This is a genomic window from Streptomyces sp. ISL-10, assembly GCF_018614575.1.
Classification (GTDB): domain Bacteria; phylum Actinomycetota; class Actinomycetes; order Streptomycetales; family Streptomycetaceae; genus Streptomyces.
The window spans coordinates 100,589-121,607 of sequence record NZ_JAGGOJ010000026.1 but is presented as its reverse complement, the minus strand read 5'-3'; the positions used below and the strand labels follow the sequence as shown (position 1 = coordinate 121,607).

At 68.5% G+C, this 21,019-nt stretch carries 24 protein-coding genes and 2 pseudogenes; 12 read left to right on the top strand and 14 right to left on the bottom strand.

The window, feature by feature from the left end; genetic code table 11:
* From J7E88_RS27215 to J7E88_RS27205, 3 genes are all read left to right on the top strand, one after another.
* Nucleotides 1-181: transposase (locus J7E88_RS27215; RefSeq protein WP_215185620.1), on the top strand; the 181-nt coding region annotated here is incomplete at its 5' end.
* A gap of 22 nt (nucleotides 182-203) precedes the next feature.
* On the top strand, nucleotides 204-3,305 hold the full coding sequence (locus J7E88_RS27210; protein ID WP_215185618.1) for a DNRLRE domain-containing protein: 3,102 nt from the start codon (nucleotides 204-206) through the stop codon (nucleotides 3,303-3,305).
* A complete protein-coding gene (locus tag J7E88_RS27205) occupies nucleotides 3,302-3,748 on the top strand; it encodes a hypothetical protein (protein WP_029382478.1) in 447 nt (148 codons plus the stop codon). Before J7E88_RS27210 ends, J7E88_RS27205 begins: the two co-directional genes overlap by 4 nt.
* A gap of 69 nt (nucleotides 3,749-3,817) precedes the next feature.
* On the opposite strand, the pseudogene J7E88_RS27200 reads toward J7E88_RS27205, so the two are convergent.
* A pseudogene (locus tag J7E88_RS27200) lies at nucleotides 3,818-4,595 on the bottom strand (IS5 family transposase).
* Nucleotides 4,596-4,675: 80 nt separating this feature from the next.
* Here J7E88_RS27200 and J7E88_RS27195 point away from each other — a divergent pair.
* A protein-coding gene (locus tag J7E88_RS27195) for an IS5 family transposase (RefSeq protein ID WP_215185644.1) occupies nucleotides 4,676-5,493 on the top strand; the annotation gives its coding sequence in 2 pieces (ribosomal slippage) (nucleotides 4,676-5,024 and nucleotides 5,024-5,493; 819 coding nt in all).
* Between the two features lie 60 nt (nucleotides 5,494-5,553).
* Here the strand turns inward: J7E88_RS27195 and J7E88_RS27190 are convergent.
* From J7E88_RS27190 to J7E88_RS27145, 11 genes are all read right to left on the bottom strand, one after another.
* A complete protein-coding gene (locus J7E88_RS27190) occupies nucleotides 5,554-6,708 on the bottom strand; it encodes an integrase (protein WP_215185616.1) in 1,155 nt (384 codons plus the stop codon).
* A gap of 243 nt (nucleotides 6,709-6,951) precedes the next feature.
* On the bottom strand, nucleotides 6,952-7,317 hold the full coding sequence (locus tag J7E88_RS27185; protein ID WP_308307628.1) for an HIT domain-containing protein: 366 nt from the start codon (nucleotides 7,315-7,317) through the stop codon (nucleotides 6,952-6,954).
* Nucleotides 7,314-7,811, bottom strand: a complete 498-nt coding sequence (locus J7E88_RS36285) for a DUF6221 family protein (protein ID WP_251023271.1) — start codon at nucleotides 7,809-7,811, stop codon at nucleotides 7,314-7,316. Before J7E88_RS36285 ends, J7E88_RS27185 begins: the two co-directional genes overlap by 4 nt.
* 159 nt (nucleotides 7,812-7,970) lie before the next feature.
* Nucleotides 7,971-8,219 carry a hypothetical protein gene (locus J7E88_RS27175; protein ID WP_215185612.1) on the bottom strand — a complete coding sequence of 83 codons (249 nt, stop codon included), beginning with the start codon at nucleotides 8,217-8,219 and terminating at the stop codon, nucleotides 7,971-7,973.
* 222 nt (nucleotides 8,220-8,441) lie between these two features.
* Complete coding sequence (locus J7E88_RS36280) at nucleotides 8,442-8,618, bottom strand: type IV toxin-antitoxin system AbiEi family antitoxin domain-containing protein (protein ID WP_308307627.1); 177 nt, start codon at nucleotides 8,616-8,618, stop codon at nucleotides 8,442-8,444.
* Nucleotides 8,615-8,845, bottom strand: coding sequence for a hypothetical protein (locus tag J7E88_RS36275; protein WP_251023270.1), 231 nt, complete (start codon nucleotides 8,843-8,845; stop codon nucleotides 8,615-8,617). Before J7E88_RS36275 ends, J7E88_RS36280 begins: the two co-directional genes overlap by 4 nt.
* Nucleotides 8,842-9,696 carry an IS5 family transposase gene (locus J7E88_RS27165; protein WP_215185610.1) on the bottom strand — a complete coding sequence of 285 codons (855 nt, stop codon included), beginning with the start codon at nucleotides 9,694-9,696 and terminating at the stop codon, nucleotides 8,842-8,844. The genes J7E88_RS36275 and J7E88_RS27165 overlap by 4 nt, the downstream gene beginning before the upstream one ends.
* Nucleotides 9,697-10,083: 387 nt before the next feature.
* Nucleotides 10,084-11,295 carry an MFS transporter gene (locus J7E88_RS27160; protein ID WP_215185608.1) on the bottom strand — a complete coding sequence of 404 codons (1,212 nt, stop codon included), beginning with the start codon at nucleotides 11,293-11,295 and terminating at the stop codon, nucleotides 10,084-10,086.
* Complete coding sequence (locus J7E88_RS27155) at nucleotides 11,292-11,750, bottom strand: carboxymuconolactone decarboxylase family protein (protein ID WP_215185606.1); 459 nt, start codon at nucleotides 11,748-11,750, stop codon at nucleotides 11,292-11,294. Before J7E88_RS27155 ends, J7E88_RS27160 begins: the two co-directional genes overlap by 4 nt.
* Nucleotides 11,751-11,782: 32 nt before the next feature.
* The gene (locus J7E88_RS27150) at nucleotides 11,783-12,454 is read right to left on the bottom strand and encodes an alpha/beta fold hydrolase (RefSeq protein ID WP_215185604.1); all 672 of its coding nucleotides are present in this window, start codon (nucleotides 12,452-12,454) and stop codon (nucleotides 11,783-11,785) included.
* Nucleotides 12,454-13,395: an NADP-dependent oxidoreductase gene (locus J7E88_RS27145; protein ID WP_215185640.1), complete on the bottom strand. Its 942-nt coding sequence runs from the start codon at nucleotides 13,393-13,395 to the stop codon at nucleotides 12,454-12,456. The genes J7E88_RS27150 and J7E88_RS27145 overlap by 1 nt, the downstream gene beginning before the upstream one ends.
* Before the next feature lie 120 nt (nucleotides 13,396-13,515).
* Here J7E88_RS27145 and J7E88_RS27140 point away from each other — a divergent pair, with 120 nt between their 5' ends.
* The 6 genes and pseudogenes from J7E88_RS27140 to J7E88_RS27120 all read left to right on the top strand — a co-directional run bounded on the left by J7E88_RS27140 (nucleotide 13,516) and on the right by J7E88_RS27120 (nucleotide 17,899).
* Nucleotides 13,516-14,406 carry a LysR family transcriptional regulator gene (locus J7E88_RS27140; protein ID WP_308307626.1) on the top strand — a complete coding sequence of 297 codons (891 nt, stop codon included), beginning with the start codon at nucleotides 13,516-13,518 and terminating at the stop codon, nucleotides 14,404-14,406.
* A 9-nt stretch (nucleotides 14,407-14,415) separates the two neighbouring features.
* The gene (locus J7E88_RS27135; protein WP_215185602.1) at nucleotides 14,416-14,784 is read left to right on the top strand and encodes a transposase; all 369 of its coding nucleotides are present in this window, start codon (nucleotides 14,416-14,418) and stop codon (nucleotides 14,782-14,784) included.
* Entirely contained in the window at nucleotides 14,781-15,284 is a 504-nt protein-coding gene (locus J7E88_RS27130) for an IS3 family transposase (RefSeq protein WP_215185600.1), read from the top strand. The genes J7E88_RS27135 and J7E88_RS27130 overlap by 4 nt, the downstream gene beginning before the upstream one ends.
* A gap of 717 nt (nucleotides 15,285-16,001) precedes the next feature.
* Nucleotides 16,002-16,210: pseudogene (locus J7E88_RS37515) on the top strand (long-chain fatty acid--CoA ligase); the annotation flags it as partial.
* 440 nt (nucleotides 16,211-16,650) lie between these two features.
* Entirely contained in the window at nucleotides 16,651-17,637 is a 987-nt protein-coding gene (locus J7E88_RS36845) for a serine protease (protein WP_215185598.1), read from the top strand.
* Between the two features lie 37 nt (nucleotides 17,638-17,674).
* Entirely contained in the window at nucleotides 17,675-17,899 is a 225-nt protein-coding gene (locus tag J7E88_RS27120) for a hypothetical protein (RefSeq protein ID WP_215185596.1), read from the top strand.
* A 200-nt stretch (nucleotides 17,900-18,099) separates the two neighbouring features.
* On the opposite strand, the gene J7E88_RS27115 is transcribed toward J7E88_RS27120, so the two are convergent.
* Together J7E88_RS27115 and J7E88_RS27110 are read right to left on the bottom strand one after the other, a co-directional pair.
* Nucleotides 18,100-18,501 carry a hypothetical protein gene (locus J7E88_RS27115; RefSeq protein ID WP_215185594.1) on the bottom strand — a complete coding sequence of 134 codons (402 nt, stop codon included), beginning with the start codon at nucleotides 18,499-18,501 and terminating at the stop codon, nucleotides 18,100-18,102.
* A gap of 75 nt (nucleotides 18,502-18,576) precedes the next feature.
* Entirely contained in the window at nucleotides 18,577-18,876 is a 300-nt protein-coding gene (locus tag J7E88_RS27110) for a hypothetical protein (RefSeq protein ID WP_215185592.1), read from the bottom strand.
* A gap of 475 nt (nucleotides 18,877-19,351) precedes the next feature.
* On the opposite strand from J7E88_RS27110, the gene J7E88_RS27105 reads away from it, so the two are divergent.
* Nucleotides 19,352-19,900, top strand: coding sequence for a hypothetical protein (locus J7E88_RS27105; protein WP_215185590.1), 549 nt, complete (start codon nucleotides 19,352-19,354; stop codon nucleotides 19,898-19,900).
* A 160-nt stretch (nucleotides 19,901-20,060) separates the two neighbouring features.
* Nucleotides 20,061-20,252 (top strand): hypothetical protein, encoded by a 192-nt coding sequence (locus tag J7E88_RS27100; protein WP_215185588.1) that lies wholly within the window; start codon nucleotides 20,061-20,063, stop codon nucleotides 20,250-20,252.
* Nucleotides 20,253-21,019: the final 767 nt, after the last annotated feature.

The window sequence follows — 21,019 nt, the reverse complement described above, 5'->3', positions numbered from 1 at the left end:
CCGCAAGGGCATCGAGTCCTCCACGCGGCTGGGGCGCCACCGCTGGGTCGTCGAGAGGACGGTCTCCTGGCTGGCCGGATGCCGACGACTGCACCGCCGCTACGAACGCAAGCCCGAGCACTTCCTGGCCTTTGTCGGCATAGCCGCAGCCCTCATCGGCTACCGCCGACTCACCAACTGAAACGACGTCTAAGGGGGGATGGATGCGACGAGCAGTACGCCTCGCGTCCGTCTCGAGCGCCGTTGCGCTGACGCTGTCCATACAGCTGCCGGCCACCGCGGTAGAGGAAACACCGATCGCCGCCGCATCGAGCGGCGTTGACACCACCGGCCGCGCCGAGGCACCTGACCTCGCTTCGGCCCGCCTGGTCGCCGCGTTGAGGGGGAAGCGCGTCGAGGCCCTGTCCGAGCGGACGGAGACCTCCAGCACCTGGGCGAACCCGAACGGGACGCTCACCACGGAGACCGCGTCCGGACCGTTCCGGGTCAAGGAGGGTGGCGAGTGGAAGCAGCTCGACACCACCCTCGCCGACACCGGGGGGCGGCTGGAACCCGAAGTCGCCCTGGCCGACGTCGAACTGTCCGACGGCGGGGCCGAGGACTTCGCCGCCGTCACCCGGGGGACGCAGACCTTCGGTCTCGCCTGGTCCACGTCGAAGTCCCTGCCGACCCCTCGGGTCGAGGGCGACACCGCGGTCTACCACGATGTCGTTCCCGACGGTGACCTGCACGTCACCGCGCTCCCGCAGGGCTTCACCGAGTCGCTCATCCTGAACGAGCGGCCCACCAAGCCGGTGGAGCTGAGGCTCCCGATCACCCTCAAGGGCCTGAGCCTGGAGAAGGAGCGGTCGGGGCACCTGCGACTCGAGGACTCCAAGGGGGCGTTGGTCGCCAGCGCCCCGGCCCCCCGCATGTGGGGCATGGGCACGGACCCGAAGTCCGGGGACCCGACCCACTCCATGGAGATCGAGACCAGCATCGAGCAGGGGGCGGGCCGGGCGGTCCTGGTCCTCAAGCCGAGCATGGAGTTCCTCACCGACCCCGACGTCGTCTACCCGGTCAACATCGACCCGACGACGACCCTGGCGGCGTCCACGGACACCTGGGTCGCCACCAACTACCCCGACTCCCAGCGCGGTTCGACCGAGCTGAAGGCCGGGACGTACGACGGCGGCACCACGAAGGCCCGGTCGTACGTGAAGTTCGACGTGTCGAAGTACGCCGGCAAGCAGATCCTGGACACCGAGTTCAGGCTGCACTCCTACTGGTCGTCGAGCTGCGCCACGACCGGGTCCGGCGTGGCCGTCCGGCGCATCACCGCGAACTGGGACCCCAGCGCGGTGACCTGGGGGGTCCAGCCCGCGACGACGGCCGACGGCGCCGTCGTCTCCAAGGCTGCGTACGGATTCAGTTCGGCGTGCCCGGCGAACTTCATGCGCTGGGACGTGGACGCGATCGTCCAGGCCTGGGCCTCGGGCCAGCCGAACCACGGCCTCCAGGTGCGCGCGGTCGACGAGGCCGACTCGCTGAGCTGGCGGCGCTTCCGCTCCGCGAACTACGTGGACGGGTCCCAGGGCCCCACCGAGCCGACCCTCGTCGTCACGTACAACACCAAGCCGAACCTGGCCTCCCCGGTGAGCCCCGCCGACGCCCTGGTCACGGCGGACACCACCCCCACCCTCACCGGTCAGGCCACCGACCCCGACGGTGACTCCGTGCGCCTCACCTTCGAGGTGTGGAACGCGGACGCCACCGCCAAGGTCACGAGCGGGGTCTCCGCTTTCGTCCCGTCCGGCAAGCCCGGCACCTGGACGGCCGGCGCGCTGGCGCCGGGGACGTACAAGTGGCGCATCGCCGTGTACGACGGCAAGCTCTGGAACGGCTGTTGGTCCGTCTGGCGCACCCTGACCGTGGACACGTCCGTGCCCGCGGCCCCCGCCGTCAGCTCCACCACCTACCCCGCCGACGGCCTGTGGCACGGCGGCGCGGGGACGCCCGGATCGTTCACGATCACCGATCCCCAGGGCAAGGCGGTGACGGCCGAGTACACCCTCGACGGTGGCGCGCCGAGCACCGTGGCGCTGACGGCCAGCAAGGCGACCGTGACCCTGACCCCCTCGGTGGACGGCACGCACGTCCTGTCCGCCCGGGTCAAGAACGTCGCCGGAACGTGGTCGGACCCGGCGGAGTACACCTTCCGCAGCGGCCGGATCACCGGGGTCCTCTCCCCCGCGTTCATCAACCAGATCGCCGAGACCCACTTCTCCGACCTGCTGCACCCCGAGGAGGAGCAGGCGGAGCCCGAGGACCGGCCCATCGACACCGAGTACCAGGAGGTCGACGACACCCCGGTGGGCTACCAGGAGCAGATCGACCCCGAGGTCGTCGAGACGGAGGAGTCCGTCCTCGCCGCCGGCGTCGTGGAGCTCCCCGGCACGGCGGGCCAGGAGATCGTGGGCACGAGCGCGGACGGGACCACCCAGACCGCCGTGACCATGCCCGCGGGTGCCGCCGCGACCGCCGGCCTCAGCGAGACCGGCGTCATCGTCTACCCCAACACGCAGACGGACGCGGACACCCTCGCCATCCGGACGAGCCAGAACGCCGTCGAGACGTTCCACCTGCTGCGGAGCGCGTCCGCGGCGAAGAGCTACGCGTACTCCCTCCAGCTGTGTCCCGGCCAGACGGCCACGCAGGGAGCGGGCAACGTCATCATCGTCTCGGACGAACTGGGCAACCTCACCTTCATCACCGCCCCGATCGCCAGGGACGCCAAGGGCGTCGAGATCCCCGTGAAGCTCACGCTCTCGGGCACCGAGGTCACCGCCTCGCTGGCGCCGGCCGCCGGCCAGGAGCTCGCCTACCCGGTCCTGATGGACCCGGGCTTCGGCTACGGCAGCGCCACGCCCTCCGAGAGGTCGTACTGCTTCTGGAACCCGATCGACTGCACCGCGGCCTACGACGCGGCGAACAAGGCGTTCAAGCAGGCGCAGGACTGGTACCCCGACAGCACCCTCTTCCAGGGCACGGGTGACTCCTTCCGGCACTGCTACTGGAACGCGCGGATGGAGATCCGCCTGTCCACCACGGACGCCTACGAGTTCGCGACCCGGCACGAGTCGACGTCCTCGGGCGTTGACAAGCAGATGGACCTGAAGAACAACGCGATCGGCCGGGAGATCGGCCGCAATCGGACCGGCCAGAACAGCGCCGGGACGAGGGCGCGGGACGATTGCCGCAGCGCCCAGCGGAACGGCAAGCTGTGGATCATCAAGAGCGGCAGGCTTGTGAGGAGCAATCAGTGACCCTTTTCGTCAGGCGGGCCGGTGCCCTGATCCTCGTTCTGGAGGCCTGCTACCTGCTCCTCATGGAGTTGGCCCTTGCGGTGTTCGTGGTGGACACCTCTGAGATCGACCACACGGACGCGGGGGGGTACGGCGGCCTCGGCGGCGTCCTCTTCCTCGCCGCCGAAGGGCTGACGGTCCTGCTGCTGCTCTGGGGAGCGGCCGCGCTCGGGCTCGCCTCCTTCGCGGACAAGGGCCCCTCGTGGGCGCGTGCCGCTGGATTCGGCCTCGTGGCCGTCACGCAGGTGCTCGGCGTCTGGGCGGCGACGTCCAACGCGCTGGCGCAGGACGCCGGACCGGACGTGCTGGTCAACGCGGTGATGGTGCTGTTCGCCCTCACCGCCGGCGTCGCCTGTGTCCTGGGGCTCCGCGGCGCGGTGCGGAAGGCGCCTCTCGCGGCCTGAGCGGTCCCCTTCCCCACGGAAGGCCGGGGCCCCGGTTCGGAAGAACCGGGGCCCCGGCCTTTTTCGTGTTCAGGGGCCGCCGGAGGGCGGGGCGGTCAGCCCGTCGCGCACGGCACACCTCCGAGGGTGAAGGCGTCGGCAGCCGGCGAGCCAGGCCATAGTGCGTTCGATGGTCCAGCGGTGACGGCCCAGCCGCTGCGAGGACTCGACACCCTTGCGGGCGATGCGGTGGGTGATACCGCGCGGGCGTAGCCATTGCCGCAGGTGGGAGTAGTCGTAGCCCTTGTCGGCGTGGAGCTTGCCCGGCTTGCGCCGCCGGGGCCCGCGGCGGGACCGGATCGGCGGTATGCCCTTGACCAGCGGGATCAGGGCCTGGCTGTCGTGCAGGTTGGCCGCCGAGATTGCGACAGAGATGGCAGACCTGTGCGCTCGGTGATCAAGTGAATCTTCGAACCGTACTTGCCCCGGTCCACAGGATTCGGACCTGTCAGGTCCCCCTTTTCATCGCCCGCATGTTCACCGAGTCGATCGCGCAGCGGGACCAGTCCAGCTCGCCTCGGGCCCCGAGCTCGTCGAGGACCAGGCGGTAGAGCTTGGCCCACACGCGTGCCTTCGTCCACTCCGAGAAGCGCCGGTGGGCCGTTGCTCCTGATGGTCCGAACGACGCGGATGGCATCTGCTGCCACGTGCAGCCCGACGTGGCCACGAACACGATCGCGGCCAGCACCTCCCGGTCGCCATGCCGGCGTCGGCCACCACCCTGAGGCCGCGACGGCGCCTCCGGCACCACACGCTGGAACAGATCCCACAACTCGTCCGGCACCAGCCGCTCAACAATCCCCACCACGACCGACAGGCTACCGACCCGGCCAAATGAGATGATCTCTTAGACCGTCTCCTATGTGGCTGTGGCTCGTTGAGGCTGGCATGGGGCGGGATACGTGGAGTTGGATTGTTCCGGACGGGCTGTGGGACATCGCGAAGCCGCTGATCCCTCCGTCGAAGGTGCGGTCGCAGGGCGGCGGGACGCAGGACACGCCTGATGAGACGCTGTTCGCTGCGATCGTCTATGTGCTGGTCAGTGGATGCGCATGGCGGGCTCTGCCGCCGTGCTTCGGCATCTCGAAGTCCACCGCGCATCGTCGGTTCATGATCTGGTCCAGGGCCGGCGTCTGGGGGCGTCTGCACGAAGCGGTCCTCGACCGGATCGACGAATGCGGCTTGCTCGACCTGACCCGGACCGTTCTCGACTCGGCCCACGTACGGGCCAAAAAAGGGGCGAACTCACAGGTCCAAGCCCCGTGGACCGCGGCAAAGCAGGTTCCAAGATGCACGTCCTGTCGGACGCGAACGGACTGCCCCTGGTCGTCGGCATCTCCGCCGCCAACACGCACGACAGCCTCGGGCTGAAGCCCATGGTGGCCGGTCTCCAATCGAGACACGACCCCCACCGCGGCTGGATCTACAAGCCCCGCAAACTCCACGCCGACAAAGCCTACGACACATCTGACCTGCGGAAATGGTTACGCGGCAAACGCATCGCGGTCCGCATCGCCCGCAAAGGCATTGAGTCCAGCGAACGACTCGGCCGCCACAGATGGGTCGTCGAACGCACCATGTCCTGGCTGACCGGCTACCGCCGACTCAACCACCGCTACGAACGCCACCCCCGCAACTACCTGGCCTTCCTCGGCCTCGCCGCCGCCCTCTGCTGCTACAAGCGGCTCATCCGCCTCACCACATAGGACACTGTCTTAGCGCTAACGGCTGGTCCGTTGTTCCCCGAGGCCGGTACTGCTGCGTGGTCACGCCTCCCCCTGTTCCTGGTGCTCCTCGGCTGCCTTCTTCCCGATCCTCGCCAGCGGGTTACGCTCCCCGATGCTGTCCTCCTCGTCGATGTAGCCGATGAGCGCCTTCGAGCGGTCGTCCCAGCCACCGTGGCGGCCGATGTCGACGATGTCCACCCCGGCGTCCCGGGCCGACTTCACGAACCCTCGCCGCAGCGAATGAGATCGCCACTCGCCGGGCAGGCCGGTGCGCGCGATGGACCGGCTGACCACGTCGGAGGCCCCGTTCACGCTGATCCGGCCCGACGGGTCGCCGATCGGCTGCCCGTCGCGGTTCATCTCCGCTCCTATGTAGCCCCACTGGTCTATACGCAGGAACAGGGGACCGCTGGTGTGCCCCTCGTGGGCGAGCCCCTCCACCAAGGCCCGCACGGCGGCCACCGAGCACAGCTCCGGATCCGGATCCGGCAGCACCTCCACGTCCTGCCACTTCTTCCGCTTCTTCCGGTACAGCCACACCCGCAAGCCGCCCTCGGGCAGGTCGGTGAAGCTGGCCGGCCAGTCCAGCGGCGCCAGTTCGCTCCCGCGCGAGGCGAGGGCGTGCCCGAGCAACATCAGGGCGGCGTCCCGCTTCCCGACCAGCTTCGTCCGGTCGAGCCGGGCCAGCGCCTGGCGCAGCACCTTCCGGTCGGCTGGTGTCGCCTTCTTCTGCTGTGCTGCGGGATCATTGGCCAGTGCGAGCTGCTCGCGGTATCCGGCAACGACCTTCCGGGCGCCCATGGTGTCGGGCGGCCGGAAGCCGGCCGCGCGGTGCGAGGACCGGATGGAGGCGATGATGCGGTCCATCGACGCTGGCCCATACGGCTTCCCTGTGCGCTCGCGCGGGGTCCGCTTCAGGTACGACAGGTAGGCGGTGACGGTCTGCGGGGCCGCGGGCAGGACGCGGCGGCCGACGCTCTCGCACCATTCGGCGAAGCGCTGCATGTCGCCCTCGTACGCCCGGCTGGTGTCCCGGGGGATGCCCGCGGCGACGTCCTCCTGCGCCTCCGGCGGCAGCCACGCGTCGGGATCCTCCTCGGCCAACGGGACGGCCGGGGCGCGGTCCTCAGGGATGGCGGGAAGCCGGTCCTCCTCGACCAGCTCCGCGTCCACCACGTCGTCGTGCTCGCTCACGGGCCCGACACCTCGGCCATCCAGCGTTGCAGGGCGCCACCTCGTCCCGGGAGGCGTGCTGCTGGGCGTACTTCATGACGACGGCGTACAGCGTGCCTTCGAGGTGATGGTGTTCCTCGAACCGTCGCAGGACTGCGCGGGAGAAGTCTCCGACACTGGGGTCGCCGCGTTCGTCGGCGGCCGCGGCCGCGTCATGGAACGCAGCGGCCACGAGCAGGTGCGCGGTCGCCTCATCCTCCGGCCTCATGCTGTTCGCCTCCTGCCGTGGCTGATGTACCAGGGCAGGGCGAGTCCGTCGTTCGCGGCGCGCGGCACCAGGTGCAGATGGAGGTGGAACACGGACTGGGTGGCTTCGCGGCCGCGCGAGGTGATGACGTTCATCGGCCGGTCGCCGGCGGCCAGTTCGGCGGCGCGCCGCATCGTTGCGGCCGAGACGTCCGGGTCCTCGCCGAAGTCGGCGACGTGCTGTTTGGGGATGACGAGGGTGTGGCCGTCCACGACGGGACCGAGCGGCACGAGGGCGAGCGCGTCGTCCCACTCCCGCACCACGGTGGCGGGGGCGCGCCCGGAGACGATCTCGCAGAACACACAGGCGTTCACGCTGCTCACGGCCGCCACGTTTCCTTGTAGTCCGGGTGGTCGTCGTACAGCGCGGCCAGGCCCTGGGTGAATGGGCAGTCGTCGCCATCGATACGGCAGACGACCCTAGGGGTCACCTCGCGGTCTTTCACGGCAGCCTGGAGTTCGGGCTTGTGCTCGGTGAGCAACTGCCGCTTGAAGGCCACCTCAGCAAGGACACGTGTCGGGTCGTGGCGAGCGATGTGCGCTGCGTCTGCCATGCTCTGCGGGTCGTCCGTCTGTCCGGTCCCAGCGATGCACATCGCCTGGGCGCCCGGCGGTCCAGCGAAGACTCCCTCTTCGTAATCAGAAGAACCCGCCCTGCGCCAGTGCTTACCGGGGTCATATCGCCACGGCCCTTCACTGGCGGCACGAGCGTATGCATCATCGTCGTCCAGGCGTGCAGTGCAGAACGCCCACACCTCATCCAGTCGAATTGGCCCCTCGGTCACAGCCGCTCCCCCCGCTCGGATCTTTCGCTCCATAGAAGACATTATCTGGAGCTAGACGATCCGATGCCCCGACAAGACTCATCGTTCGACCGAGTTCGATTCTTCGCTAGGAACGATTCTCCCGGCAGAGGCTTCGCGGCGCTGGCGGTACGCAGTCGGCTCAGCGTGCGCCCAAGACGGGCGACTTGAGGGTTACAGGGGACGATGCAAGTCTCCCTGCACCTCCTCCCAAGCCGCCGGGCCGAACACGGCCTCCACCTCGGGGGTGAGATTGGGATCGGACAGACGCCAGACCACCAGGGCGCCACTGGGCGGGACGGAGTACTCGAACCGAAGCTGTTCGCCAGCCGTCCGGTCTTCGAATCGCCTGATCCGGTCGATGTCTTCCTCGGCGAGGCGGGGCGGGATGGTCGCGGGCAGCAAAGTGACGTCAACGCTCATGGCTTGACTCTACGTTGCGCACATGGCCTGCCTCGTCTCCTAATGACCGTCCTCAAGCGCGCACGGTGAGAAGTGGGCTTATCGCGAGTCAGGCAGCATGATCCCGCTGCATCGACTCCACACGTCCGGCCACTCGTTTTAAAGACAGAGAACGAACCGGTGAAAGACGTGCCGCCCCTGCGCTACGGTGACGACACGTCACAGCCACGTTCTAAGAGGGCGTTAAGTCCGTTTCTGGTAGCGGCCGCGTCCGGGTTGTTCGAGGAGTCCCTGGCGGGCGAGTCGTCCCAGGCGGGAGCGGGTGACGTTGATCGAGGGCTCGTCGGTGGGCAGGCCGAGGTGCTCGTGCAGATCGCGGACGCGGAACACCTTCCCGGGGTGCTCGTTGAACGTGGTCACGATGCGCTGGCAGACGGTGGCGGTGGTGGTCTCCGCGGGGCCGTTGCGTGGTCGGGAGGGGTGAGGCCGTCGATGACCTTGCGGGTGGCGGCGAGCTCGGCCAGGCGGGCTTCGGTCTCGGCGAGGGCGGTGGTGAGCCGCTCGATCTGCTCACGCAGGCTGTCGGCTCGTGCGGCGGTCTCATCGTGTTCGGTCTGCAGCAGCCGCAGGAGTTCGTGGACGTTCACGCGGCCAGCTCCACGTCGTCCCGCCAGGTGAGGGCAGGGGTGGTGAGGCGGCGGAGCATGCCGGCGGTGGAGGCCCAGTAGACGCGGGAGGCCGCGTTGTCGGGCCGGTGGTCGTAGTCGCGGGCGAGGCGCCGGTGCAGCATGAGGGTGCCGTTGACCTGCTCGACCACCCACCGCTTCGGTTGCGGGACGAAGCCCTTGCCATGGTCGTCGGGGTTGCGGCGGACCACCTCGACGGTGATGTCCTTCACCGCCCCGTGGATGACCACGGCGTCTTTGAAGCCCTGGTCGACCAGGACCTTCTCCAGGCGCATCCCACATCGTTCGGCCGCCTGGTCCAGCAGGGCGATGCCGGCCTCGTTGTCGTGCGCGCTCGCAGCGAGGATCACCACACCGATGATCAGGCCCAGCACGTCGACGGCGACTCCCCGCTTCCTGCCGGGCGTCTTCTTGTTCGCGTCCAGTCCCGTCGTCTCCTTCGGCACCCCGGCCGCCACGCGGACGGACTGGGTGTCGATGATCACCAGGGACGGGTCCTCTAATCGTCTGGCCCGCTCCCGCACCTGGCAGCGCAGGATCTCCTGGATCCGCTGGTCAAGGCCGTCCTGGCGCCAAAGGGTGAAGTAGTAGAACACCGCCGACCAGGCCGGGAGGTCGTGCGGCAGGAGCCGCCACTGACAGCCCGCCCGGTTCTGGTAGAGCAGCGCGTTCACGACCTCGCGCAGGTCGCAGGAGCCCGGGTCCCCGGTCGCCGACCGCGCCACCCGCTCCTGCTTCCACGCGGTGACCAGCGGCTCGATCAACGCCCACTGCCCGTCGGACAAGTCGGTTGCGTACGGCATCCGTTCCATGCCCGCGACCCCATCATGCACACGACATGACGCGAGGACGGAACCGTCCCATCACCCACGAACGGGCGACACCACATCATCAAGAACGGGACTTAACGCCCTCTCAGAAGTGCCGTACCCAAGACAGTGGAGCGGGGTGGGGTGTACCGCCGCATGACAGCCATGCCCCTCACATGCACCGCCCCACTGCAGTGACCCCGCGCGTCCTCAGCACCCGACCAGCGGAAACACCCCGGCCTGACATGCCGTCACTGACACCAACCCACCGACACCAACCCGGCACATCGCAGTGAGAGACGCTCGCGCGTTATGTATTGGTGTTTCCGTTTCTCGAGCTCGGCATCCCTGCAGGTCAGACGCTTCTACTGACCCACCCGACATGCACTTTCATTGAGGCGACACAGCTGCGGGGCGATCGGATTGGGCCCTGGTGCGCTCGGCCCAGCGGACGGCCGGACCCATGGCGATCCCCGCCGCGGCAAAGAGGACACCGAGCAGGAGCCAGCCGGGAGCACCCCAGCCAAGGAGCAAGGTAGTCAGGACCAGAGGGCCGAGCATTCTGGCGATGGCCTGCCCGGTGCCGAAGAAGCCCTGGTACTGACCCTGCTTGTCGGCGGGAGCCAGCTCGAAGCTGATCTCCCAGGCGCCCGAGGCGAGCATCATCTCGCCGAGGACTTGCAGACCCGCCGCTGCCAGGAGAATCAGCCCGGCGGTCCAGGCGGAGGACCCGATCGCGGAGAGGGCGAAGACGGCACACGCGGAGAACATGACCAGGCCCGCGTGCCGCACGACCCGTGAGGCGCTCCTGAGACCTCTCACCCGCCGCGCGACCCGGACCTGGAAGGCAACCACACTGAGGGTGTTGAGCACCAGCAGCGCGGAGACCGTCCACGTCGGCGCTTGGGTCTGCTGCACGATCCACAGCGGGATCACCAGGCTGATCAGTGGCATGTAGAACAGCATGACCGCATTGATCATTGTGACGACCGCGTACGGGCGGTCATGCAGGACCGCGAGCCGGGGCTCCCCCGGCTTCGCCTTCGCAGGGGCGACCACGGGCAGACGGCTCAAGACGAGCGCCGCGGTCAGGAAGCTCACGGCGTCCATCACGAAGATGGCCAGGTAGGCCTCGCGAGTGTCGGACTGCAGGGCGAGCCCGCCGAGTGCGGCGCCGACGGCCAACCCGGCGTTCGTCGTCGACTGCAGGAAGGCGCGCACCTCGGTGCGCCTGACCTGTTCCACCAGCCCGGCCAGCAGTGCCTGCCGGGCCGCGAGGAGCCCGCACTGGCAGCTCGCGTAGAGCACGGCGGCCACCGCGAAAAGCGGGAAGGAGCGCACGAACAGGAACGACGCCACCGCAATCGCGGTGGCCAGCGCCAGCAGGACGGCGGTGCCGCGCGCGCCGCGCCGGTCGGCCAGGTTTCCCAAGGGGACCCCAACCACCGAACCGACCACCCAGCCCAGGGTCAGGCCGAAGCCGATCTGGGCCGGGGTCAGGCCCACGGTCCTGGCGAAGTAGAGAGCGGAGGTGACGTAGTAGGCGCCGTCCCCGATCGAGTTCATCAGCTGGGCCAGTGCCAGCACGCGCGGAGGCTTCATACGTTCTCGTAGGACGCGGGGACCATGCGGGTGATCACACCGATCCGGTTCCAGGCGTTGACGGCAGTAATCGCCACGACGAGAGCGGCCAGTTCCTCCTGGGTGAAGTGCTGGGCAGCCTGCCCCCACACCTCCTCGGGCACACGGTCGCCGCCCTCGCTCAGGCGCGTCCCCGCCTCCGTCAGCGCCAGCGCGGCCCGCTCCTGTTCGGTGAACAAGGGCGCCTCCTGCCAGACCGCCACCGCGTGCAGCCGCGTGGTGGTCTCGCCCGCTTTCGTCGCGTCGGCGCTGTGCATGTCGACGCAGTAGACGCACCCGTTGATCTGGCTGGCTCGCAGGCGTACCAGCTCCACCAGAGCCGGGGGCAACGTACTTTGGGCGACGTGGCGGTCCAACGCGCCGATCCCCCGGTAGGCGTCCTTCGCGAGGGTGTCCAACTCTATGCGTGCGTTCATCTCAGTCTCCTTCAGTGCTATACGCACCTAAGTCAACGTGCGGTTTGGATGAGGATTTTGAGGAGCTCTTCGGGGGCGTCACTCATGACGTTGTGGCCAGAGCGGACGGCGTGGACCCGCCAGGAGGAATCGGTCAGCAGTCGCCGGTAGAGGGACTCGAACGGGGAGGGCGTGTCCCAGCCGGTGGCGTAGATGTAGTCCTTACGGGCGAACGCCGACAGATCGTGGCGCAGGCGGATGGCCTGGAGGAGGGAGGCCAGGGGATGGGAGGTGGCGCGCGGGTCGAAGAAGGGCAGGGGGGAGCTGGAGTAGCCGGTTTGGTCGACGCCGTTGAGGTACCAGGCTCGTTCCTGCTCAGTGACCAGGGACCAGCACGAGTCGCCGTCTTGGGGCACCATGGCGTCGATGTAGACCAGACCGCTCACCCGGTCGGGGACCCGGTCGGCGACTCCGGTGATGACCATGCCGCCGTAGCTGTGGCCGACCAGGACGGCGTCGGTGATCTGCTCGTCTTCCAGCAGGTTCAGCACGTCGTGCAGGTGAGTGTTGAGGTTGACGGTGCCGGTAAGCAGGTGCTTGCGCTCGCCGAGGCCGGTCAGGGTGAGAGCGTGGGCCTCGTGGCCGTGCGCGCGCAGTCGTCGGGCCAGCGGCTGGAAGGTCCAGGCGCCGTGCCAGGCGCCAGGGACCAGGACGAAGGTCGCCATCAGGCCCGCCCCACGGCCAGGACGATCTTTCCGCAGATACGGCCGCTCTGGCTCAGCTCGTGCGCCCGGGCTGCTCGCTCCAAGGGCAGGCAGGTGGCGATCTCGGGGCGCAGTTGGCCCGCCTTGACGAGCGAGTCGAGCTGCCGCAGTCCTTCCTGGTCGGCTTCGACGATCATGAATTGGGTGCGCAGCCCGAGTGGCCGCGCCACTTGGGCGAGTGCCGCTTCGGCCGGAGATGCGAGCGAGACGACGATACCGCCCGGGCGCAAGGTCTTCAGTGAGCGCGGCCCGTACTCGCCTCCGATCGTGTCGATGACGACGTCGACATCGTGAACTGCGGAGGTGAAGTCGGTCTGTGTGTAGTCGATGACCTCTTCGGCACCCAGGCCGCGTACGAACGCGTGGTTGGCCGATCGGGCGGTGCCGATGACGTAGGCACCGCGTGCCTTGGCGATCTGGACGGCCAGATGCCCCACTCCGCCCGCCGCGGCGTGGATCAGCACCCGCTGTCCGGGGCGCACATCGGCGGTGTCGACCAGCGCCTGCCACGCGGTGAGACCGGCCAGGGGCAAGGCGGCGGCCTGGGTATGGGAGATCTCGGACGGCTTGCGGACCAGATGCCGAGCCGGGGAGGTGACATACTGGGCATAGCCACCCGCGGGCCGCGGATGGCGTGGCATCCCGAACACCTCATCTCCGGGCGCAAGGGTGGTTACACCCACTCCGATGGCCTCTACCACGCCCGACACGTCCCAGCCCAGCCTGATGGGGGCGTCACCACCTGCCAGTCCACCGCTGGAACGGTGCCAGGAGTCGGTCGGGTTGACCCCTGCCGCCACCACCCGCACGAGCACCTCGGCGGGCCCCGCCTCAGGCCGCACCACCTCCACGATCTTCAACACTTCGGGACCACCGAAAACGTCTTGGCCGATCGCCCGCATCATCATGGTTCCCCTGTTTCAGCTGGTCGGGATAACGTCAACCACTCAACCGCCCCGCTCCGCAGGCCATCAAGGCACGATCGGAACAGGGCTGTTTAGCCAAACTCAAGGACGCAGGGAGTGGCAGTGCTGTTGGAACGCACCGAGGTGCAGACCTTCCTGGCTCTGGCCGAGGAGCTGCACTTTGGCCGGGTCGCCGAGCAGCTCGGCCTGACAACCGGCCGGATCAGCCAGACCATCAAGAAGCTGGAACGGCGGATCGGCGCGCCGCTGTTCGAGCGCACCAGCCGCCAGGTCAGCTTGACCCCACTCGGCCGCGACCTGGCCACGGATCTGGCTCCACTGGTGTACGACATGGACGAGGCGGTCCGCCGGGCGGTTGACCGCGCGCGCGGGACCACCGGCCTGCTGCGGGCCGGATTCCTGGGGGCAGCGGCCGGGCAGCTCCTCCTCAAGACCCTCGGCCTGTTCACCGAACGCCACCCCGACTGCAAGGTGACCATCCATGAGAGCCAGATCCATGACGCCATGGCGCGGTTGCACGGTGGTGAGCTGGACGTCCTCATCACGGCCTTCCCCGTCTCCCAGGTGATTGCCGGACCGGTCCTGCTGTCGGAGGCCCGAGTCCTAGCCGTGCCGGCCGGATCGTCGTGGGCAGCGCATGCGTCGGTATCGATCGAAGTCCTCGCCGAGCAGCCCGTGATCCAATTGCCGCACGACATGCCCCAAGAGCTGCGCCACGACCGCACGCCCACCCATACCCCCGCGGGCAGGCCCGTGCCACACGGCCCCACAGCCGCCACCTTCCCCGAGGTCTTGGCCCTGGTCGCCGCAGGCAAGGGCGTCTTCCCGGTCGGCGAGCACGCCCGGCAGTTCTACCCGCGCTCCGACATCGCCTACGTGGCCTTCAACGACGCCGCACCCGTCCAGTGGGGCCCGGTCTGGCTGGAGAGCAACACCAGCACACGTTTGCGCGCGTTCGTCCAAGCCGCCGCCGACGCCAACAACTGACACCTGGGCTTGATCCGCTTTGACGGACATCTGAGATCAGGGGTTCTGCCCCGGAAGGATGTCCATCATGGAGAGCATGGGAAAAAGAAGAAGCCTCGGCCTCGCCGTTCGTTCACGCCGGAGTTCAAGTCCGAGATCGTCGAGCTGTGCCGGCGCGGTGACCGCTCGGTCGGTCAGGTCGCCAAGGACTTCGACCTGACCGAGACGGCGGTGCGGCTGTGGGTCAGCCACGCCGAGGTCGACGCGGGCGAGCGCGACGGCCTGACCAGCAGCGAACGCGAGGAGTTGGCCGCGCTGCGGAGGGAGAACCGCCGGCTGCGGGAGGACGTGGAGATCCTCAAGCGGGCCACGGCTTTCTTCGCGAAGGAGACCCGGTGACGGTGCATCCGTTCATCGAGGTGGAGAAGCGAGACGGTCACAACGTCAAACGCGCGTGTGAACTGCTGCAGGTCTCCCGAGCCGCCTTCTTTGCCCGCCGCAGTGGCAGGCCCGGTCCGCGGGCGGTCCGCGATGCCGAGTTGACCGAGAAGATCGCCGAAGTCCACGAGAACTCCCGCGGAACCTACGGGGTCCCGCGAGTCCACGCCGTCCTGCAGCGGCAGGGGGAGGACTGCGGACGGCGCCGCATCGCCAGACTGATGCGCAACGCAGGACTTCAGGGCCGGCACCGCAGGCGACGGCAGCTGACGACGATCCCCGACCCGCGGGCCGCCGCCCGGCCCGACCTCGTCGTCCGGGACTTCTGCTCCTGGCCCAGCCGGGCCGCCGCCCGCACCGCGATCTTCGACTTCATCGAGGGCTGGTACAACTTGCACCGACTGCACAGCAGCCTCGGCTACCGCAGTCCCGCCGAATACGAGACCGCACTCGCAGCCTGACCACCACACTGATGGTGTCCGTCAAAGCGGAACAAGCTCAGGACGGGAAGTGCTCCGCCCGCTCCCACCCAGTACGACCAAGTCATCGACCAGGCCTCCCAGCAGTGACGAACTCGTTGCTGAAGGCGCAAGGCCCTCAGCCCTTACACGCAGCAGGGGGCCCAAATTTTCGGTCCGCGCGACCAGCACCGGGCGAGCCGGTGCCCCGGCTCCCTCGTGCGGATGCTTCTCCAGCGGCCGGCGAACCGGTCAGCCGGGCGGGGCCGCCGGCATCAACCGCACTCGCTCGCCGATGTCCCCCGCCTCGTCGACGAACTGGCCCGGCGTCTTGAGCGGCCTTGGATCGCCGGCCGCCTCGCTGCGGTCACGACAGGGCCGCTGAACGCCTGGGTACGTGCAGCGTACGCAGACAGGCCGGGCACAAACCGAAGACGCGGAGCATGTGGCGCATCTGCCCACCCCACCGGCCCACCCTGGTTTCCCAGCTCCTGGCCGAAAGCAGTGACCGGGGCGAGACACCCGCACAGCCCGAGCCTGCGTCGCTCCCAGACAGCGCCGAAGACGCGGCCCGGGGGGTCGCACGTGGGCTGCGCCATGCCCGTGCCTACGCCGCCGAGCACGGCCACCTGTGCGCGCAACCGCAGTAAATGCGGGCGCCTGATCTTGCCTGGGAGCTGCGTTCCCGCAGGTCGCCACGACCGCTGTCGCGGTAAATGAGCGGTCTCGCGGGCCAACACCCAGGTCTCCAGGGCCGAATCGATCCGCGCGTTCCGCACCCTGCCGAACGAGTTCAGCGTCGACGACGGCCTGATGACGCCGACACTGAAGCTGAAGCGGCGGGTGATCACGGGGCGTACGCGGCAGACATCGATGCGCTGTACGCCCTGAAGAAGCCCCACGAGCCGCCGACCAGGTGGGACGGCTGAACCGTCCGATATCCAGGGGCCGATGAAGGAGATTCGTTCGGTCGGTCTTTTCCGGAAGAGGCGGCATTCAGGTTTATACGTCAACGTAACCCAGAAATCCTCAAGCGTCGGGGATATGGCCTGCGGGTTGATGACAGCTGACGTGGTCGTTTTTCTCGGAGAGAAAAACACATCCAGCCCCTGGAGCCACATCACTCACATCCCCGCAGGTCAGCTGGATGCCACAAGGCGCCACCGTCAGCTCCCAGCACACAAGCATTCGGCAAGCACGCGGTGCACCCGGACTGACCTGAATACGCGGCACGGTAAGTGAATAGCGGAGGGACTCATTTCGTACTATCGCGCGGGCACTTGCCAGACCTACGGTCGCTACGACTCCGCACATTGACTGGAGAACTGCAGCAATGTGCGTCCGCATCGACCATTGGGGGGTACCACTCGTGCGCAGTCTCAGACAGGCACTTCTGCCGCTGGCCACTGCCGTCATGCTGGCATTGGTCGGGGCGGGCCCCGCCGCTGCCGAGCCCGAATCCGCCGCCGTCCCGGCCGGCAACGCAACCACCGCCGCCACTCCGCGGCTCGCCGGCGGTGCGCCGGTCGACTCGGCCGCCACCGCCGCCGCGCTGGCCCGCTACTGGACGCCGGAGCGGATGAGTAAAGCCATCTCCCTCGACCGGACAGCCGGGTCGCTGCGCGCCGCCCAGAGCAAGGCCGGCCCCACCGGGAAGCCGGGATCGACACCGCCCGCCGAGGGACGGTCGGACACAGTCCGGCCGCTGGTCACCGAATCCGCCGCGGTGGGCAAGGTGTTCTTCACCAACCCCAGCAACGGCCTCAACTACACCTGTTCGGCCGGTTCCCTCAACAGTCCCTCCAAACAGATGCTGATCACCGCCGGGCACTGTGTGCACGGAGGCAGCGGCGGCACCTGGATGACGAACTGGACCTATGTGCCGCGCTACCGGTCCGGTGCCCGTCCCTTCGGCACCTACGCCGCCAAGCAGTTCCGCACCTTCAACAGCTGGATCAGCAGCAGTGACCTCGGCCGGGACGTGGCGATGGTGACCACCTGGCCGCTCAACGGCAACAAGGTCGTCAATGTCACCGGCGGTCACGGACTGAGCTGGAACTACTCGCGCACCCAGGCCATGACCGTCATGGGCTACCCGAGCAACCGCGACGGCGGCCAGATCCAGTGGGCATGCCAGGGCACCACGCGAGCAGTGGGCGACGGCCGTATTGAACTCCAGTGTGACTTCGGCAGCGGATCGAGTGGCGGGCCGTGGCTGCGTGAGTTCAACGACGCCAACGGCCTGGGGTACGTCAACGGAGCGATGAGCACCCTCGCCACGGGCGGCTGGAACCGCAGCTCGTACTTCGACGACGCCGTCAAGGCGATGTTCGACGCCCAGGGCAGCGTCACCTGACACCCCGGCAACCGGCATCCTGGCGAGGAGCAGTCCAATGCGGCGCAGTAGCTTGAGCCGATGCGGCACTGCCGCCCTGCTCACCGGAGTTGCGGCGCTGGCCGCATGGCGTACCGCCACGGCCGCGCCGCCCCCCGAGCCGCAGCCGGACTCCGGGACCACCAGCAGCGATGTGCGACAGAGCCCGGATGAGGTACGGGACTACTGGACGCCGGAACGGACGAAGGAGGCCCAGCCCGCCCCCATGCCGGAAGACGGCTGAGGACGGCAAGCGGGACTGGTCGGGCCGGGCCCATGACGGGCGCAGGTGGTGCGGGCAAGACCCGCGCCCCCTACGCCCGTTCGGCCTGCGAGGGTATGTGGCCGGCAGTCAGGCGGGCATGCGCAGCACCCCCACCCCGGTGATCCGGTCCGCCGACAGGTCATCCAGGGAGGTGTCGGCGTCCTGGAAGTCGTACGGGGTCACCGTGGCCCGGAGCCGGTGGCCGGCCGCCGCGGCGAAGAGGTCCCGTCCGTCCTGGCGGGTGTGGCGGTGACGCTGCGCACGCTGCGTTCGCGGAAGAGATGCCGTTCGTGGTCCAACGGCGGGATACCGGTGAGGTAGATGCCCGCGATGCTCAGTGTCCCGCCGCTGTCGAGTGCCTCCAGGGCTACGGGGACGAGGTCGCCCGCCAGGGCCAAGAGGATCGCCGAGTCGAGCGGCTCCGGCGGCCGGGCGTGGGCGTCCCCCGGCCGAGGCAGCGCCGAGTTCCAGGGCGAGCGCCTGGGCGGCCTGGGACCGGGTGAAGACATGGACGACGGCGCGCCTTCGAAGAAGCCGACCAGGACGCCGGAGCTGGCGTCGTGGGGGAAGTTGCCGAGCACGACACTGAAGTCGTCATCGACTCGCCGAATGCGGCCCGCTGGAGATCATGTCCGACAGACGGAGCGCAGCTGTCCCTAAAATGGGAACTCGAGAGGCCCGGTGACGTCGTCTCCCGTGCGCACGCGGTAGCGGATCCGCGTGCCTGAAGGTCCCGAGGCACGAATGGTTCCCCACGGGATCGTCTGACCGGTCTTGAGGGCGGTGAAATTGCGGTCCTCGGTGACGAGGTCGAAATTGATGCCGTTCAGGCGTCGGCTGAGCGTGAGGGTGTCGCGAGGTTCGACGATCTCGACGGTGGCCTGCTTCGCCACCGCCAGGTGCAGCTGCTCCAAGCGGTTGCTGCCAATGGTTGCGGGCTTGTCCCGAACGGCCACGACGACACCTCGTTCCCACGACAGGACAGGCCCCGCCGCCATGCCGCGAGGCACCATACTTGCGCTGCTGATCGTAACGTGCTGTCAGCGGGTACGGCGGCGTGACACCGTCCGCTTGTCGAGGATCACCGTACTGATCCACTGAGGGTCCCCCGACGGCCTGGGCGAGGGCATGGTTCTCGCCTCCACTGCCCGAGAATTAGACCCGCGAGATTCGTCACTTTGCGAGCCGCGTTTCGTCGGTTCCCCACATACCCAGGTGCGGAAGGCGCCAGCGCCGCCTTCGCGCCATGCCTGCTGGGCGCACTGGGGTGTGTTCAGCGCGTGCGGATGCGAGGCAGCGCGACAGTAGTGCGCCCGATTGCAACATATTGTCTGATGAGCTCCTCCTTCACCCATTCGGCGGACTATGCCTCTCATGTACCGCTCCGTACCTTGGCGATGTGCCCAATCGGGCCTGAGTCCAGGAGGAAGCATGCAATCCGTCCGCACTCGCTTCGCCGCCGTCGTCGCGGCCGTCCTTCTCTGCTTGACCGGTGTCGTGCTCGCCGTGCAGAGCGAGACCACCACAGCCTCGGCCCAAAATCCCTCCGGGGGCATCGCTCATATGTTTCCGGGCCGTGTGAACCTGCAGCCGACCGGGTCGGGATCCTGGGTCAACACACCCCTGCGAGTCTTTCTGCCTCGACCGGGCACATACATCTTGGACGCGGACGTCCGCGGGCGCCTTGCGGGCGACGGGCAGGACCGTCTCCTCGCCTCGATCCAGGCCCGGCTCTGGGATGCCACCGACGGCGCGGTGGTGCCGCGAAGCGAGCGCCTGGTCACCCACATGAACATCCCCCCTCTGAGCGGCGTCGTCGCCAAGCAGTCGACGGCACCGATCAGTGAGCGCATCACGGTGACCGAGCCGACCGTGATCCGACTACAGGTAAGGCGGGTCAACAGCATCGGCGAAACGATCCGGGCCGACATCTTCTCGGACGGCTCCGGCCGCACGTCGCTCCGCTACCAGCGAGTCTGATTCCCGGCAGTCCCCCAAACCCTGGGGGATGCGCCGCGGCCCCACGTTCCCGGCCAACCGGAACCTGGGGCCGCAGCCATCCGTCAGCCGACCTCGCCCTGCTTATCCGTCATCAACCGGTCATAGACCCGCTTTATGGCTGATGAGCAGACCAAGGCGTATGGATAGTCCGCCCGTAGCCGAGCTCCTGCTCGACGTCCTGGCCGACATCGGTCCGTCGATCGCCGGTGGCCCGCTGCGCAGTTGTCCAGCCGCGCTCGCAGAGATGTTCGCCGCGCTGGCGGAGTTCATCCGCGAACTCATCATGCAGGGGCGAACACGAGGGTCTCGCGGCGGCGCGCGCCCGAGGTGAGCAGATCGGGCGTCCGCCGGCGATGACGGAGGAGCAAATCCGACCTCGCGCTCTACTCACGGACCCGGACAACACGGTCACGTCGATCGCGCGCCTGCTCGGAGTGTCCCGAACGGCCATCTACCAGCACGTACCGGAGCTCGCGGCAGGTCGTGACTCAGTGACGGCAGACACTCCACGGACGGCGCTTCGCGGAGAGCACGGTGGACCGGCCCCCGCCCCAGTGAGGCGGCACCGCCGCTGCGATGCTGCAGCCGCCCTGCCCAGAGGGTGAACGCCAGACGGTCAAGGCGCTGATCTCCGCCTGCCCTGCCCGGACACCAGCGCGGAGGTCGGCGCCTGCTCGCCGTCACATCCCAGGCGGCGCTGCACCGCCGCGCCCGCGCCCTCCTCCCGAAGCTGCTCCAGGTTTACGACGACGGGCACGGCCTGGCGGTAGTCCCGGGCCGTGATTCGTCGGTGGTGGATGTCGTACCGGCGCGGCGGCCCGCAGAGCGTTGCCGATGAACTCCCAGTCCGGTCCGGGCGGCTCCTCGCCACGAGAGCGGTGGTAGCCCGCTGAATCGTTGATCCATGCGGCCATGGACTCGAGGTAGCGCTCCCGGGTCGGGTTCTTCCAGCCGTCGCCGTTGGCGAGCGGCTCCTCGCGCAGCTGGTGGATGTGGTGGATCAGAGCTTCTCGGGAGGTGACCGGGGCGTCTGATCCACACGTGGGCTGAGGCATGGCCGCACCGTACAGCGAGGTCGGCGCAGCGGCCTTGGGGAGG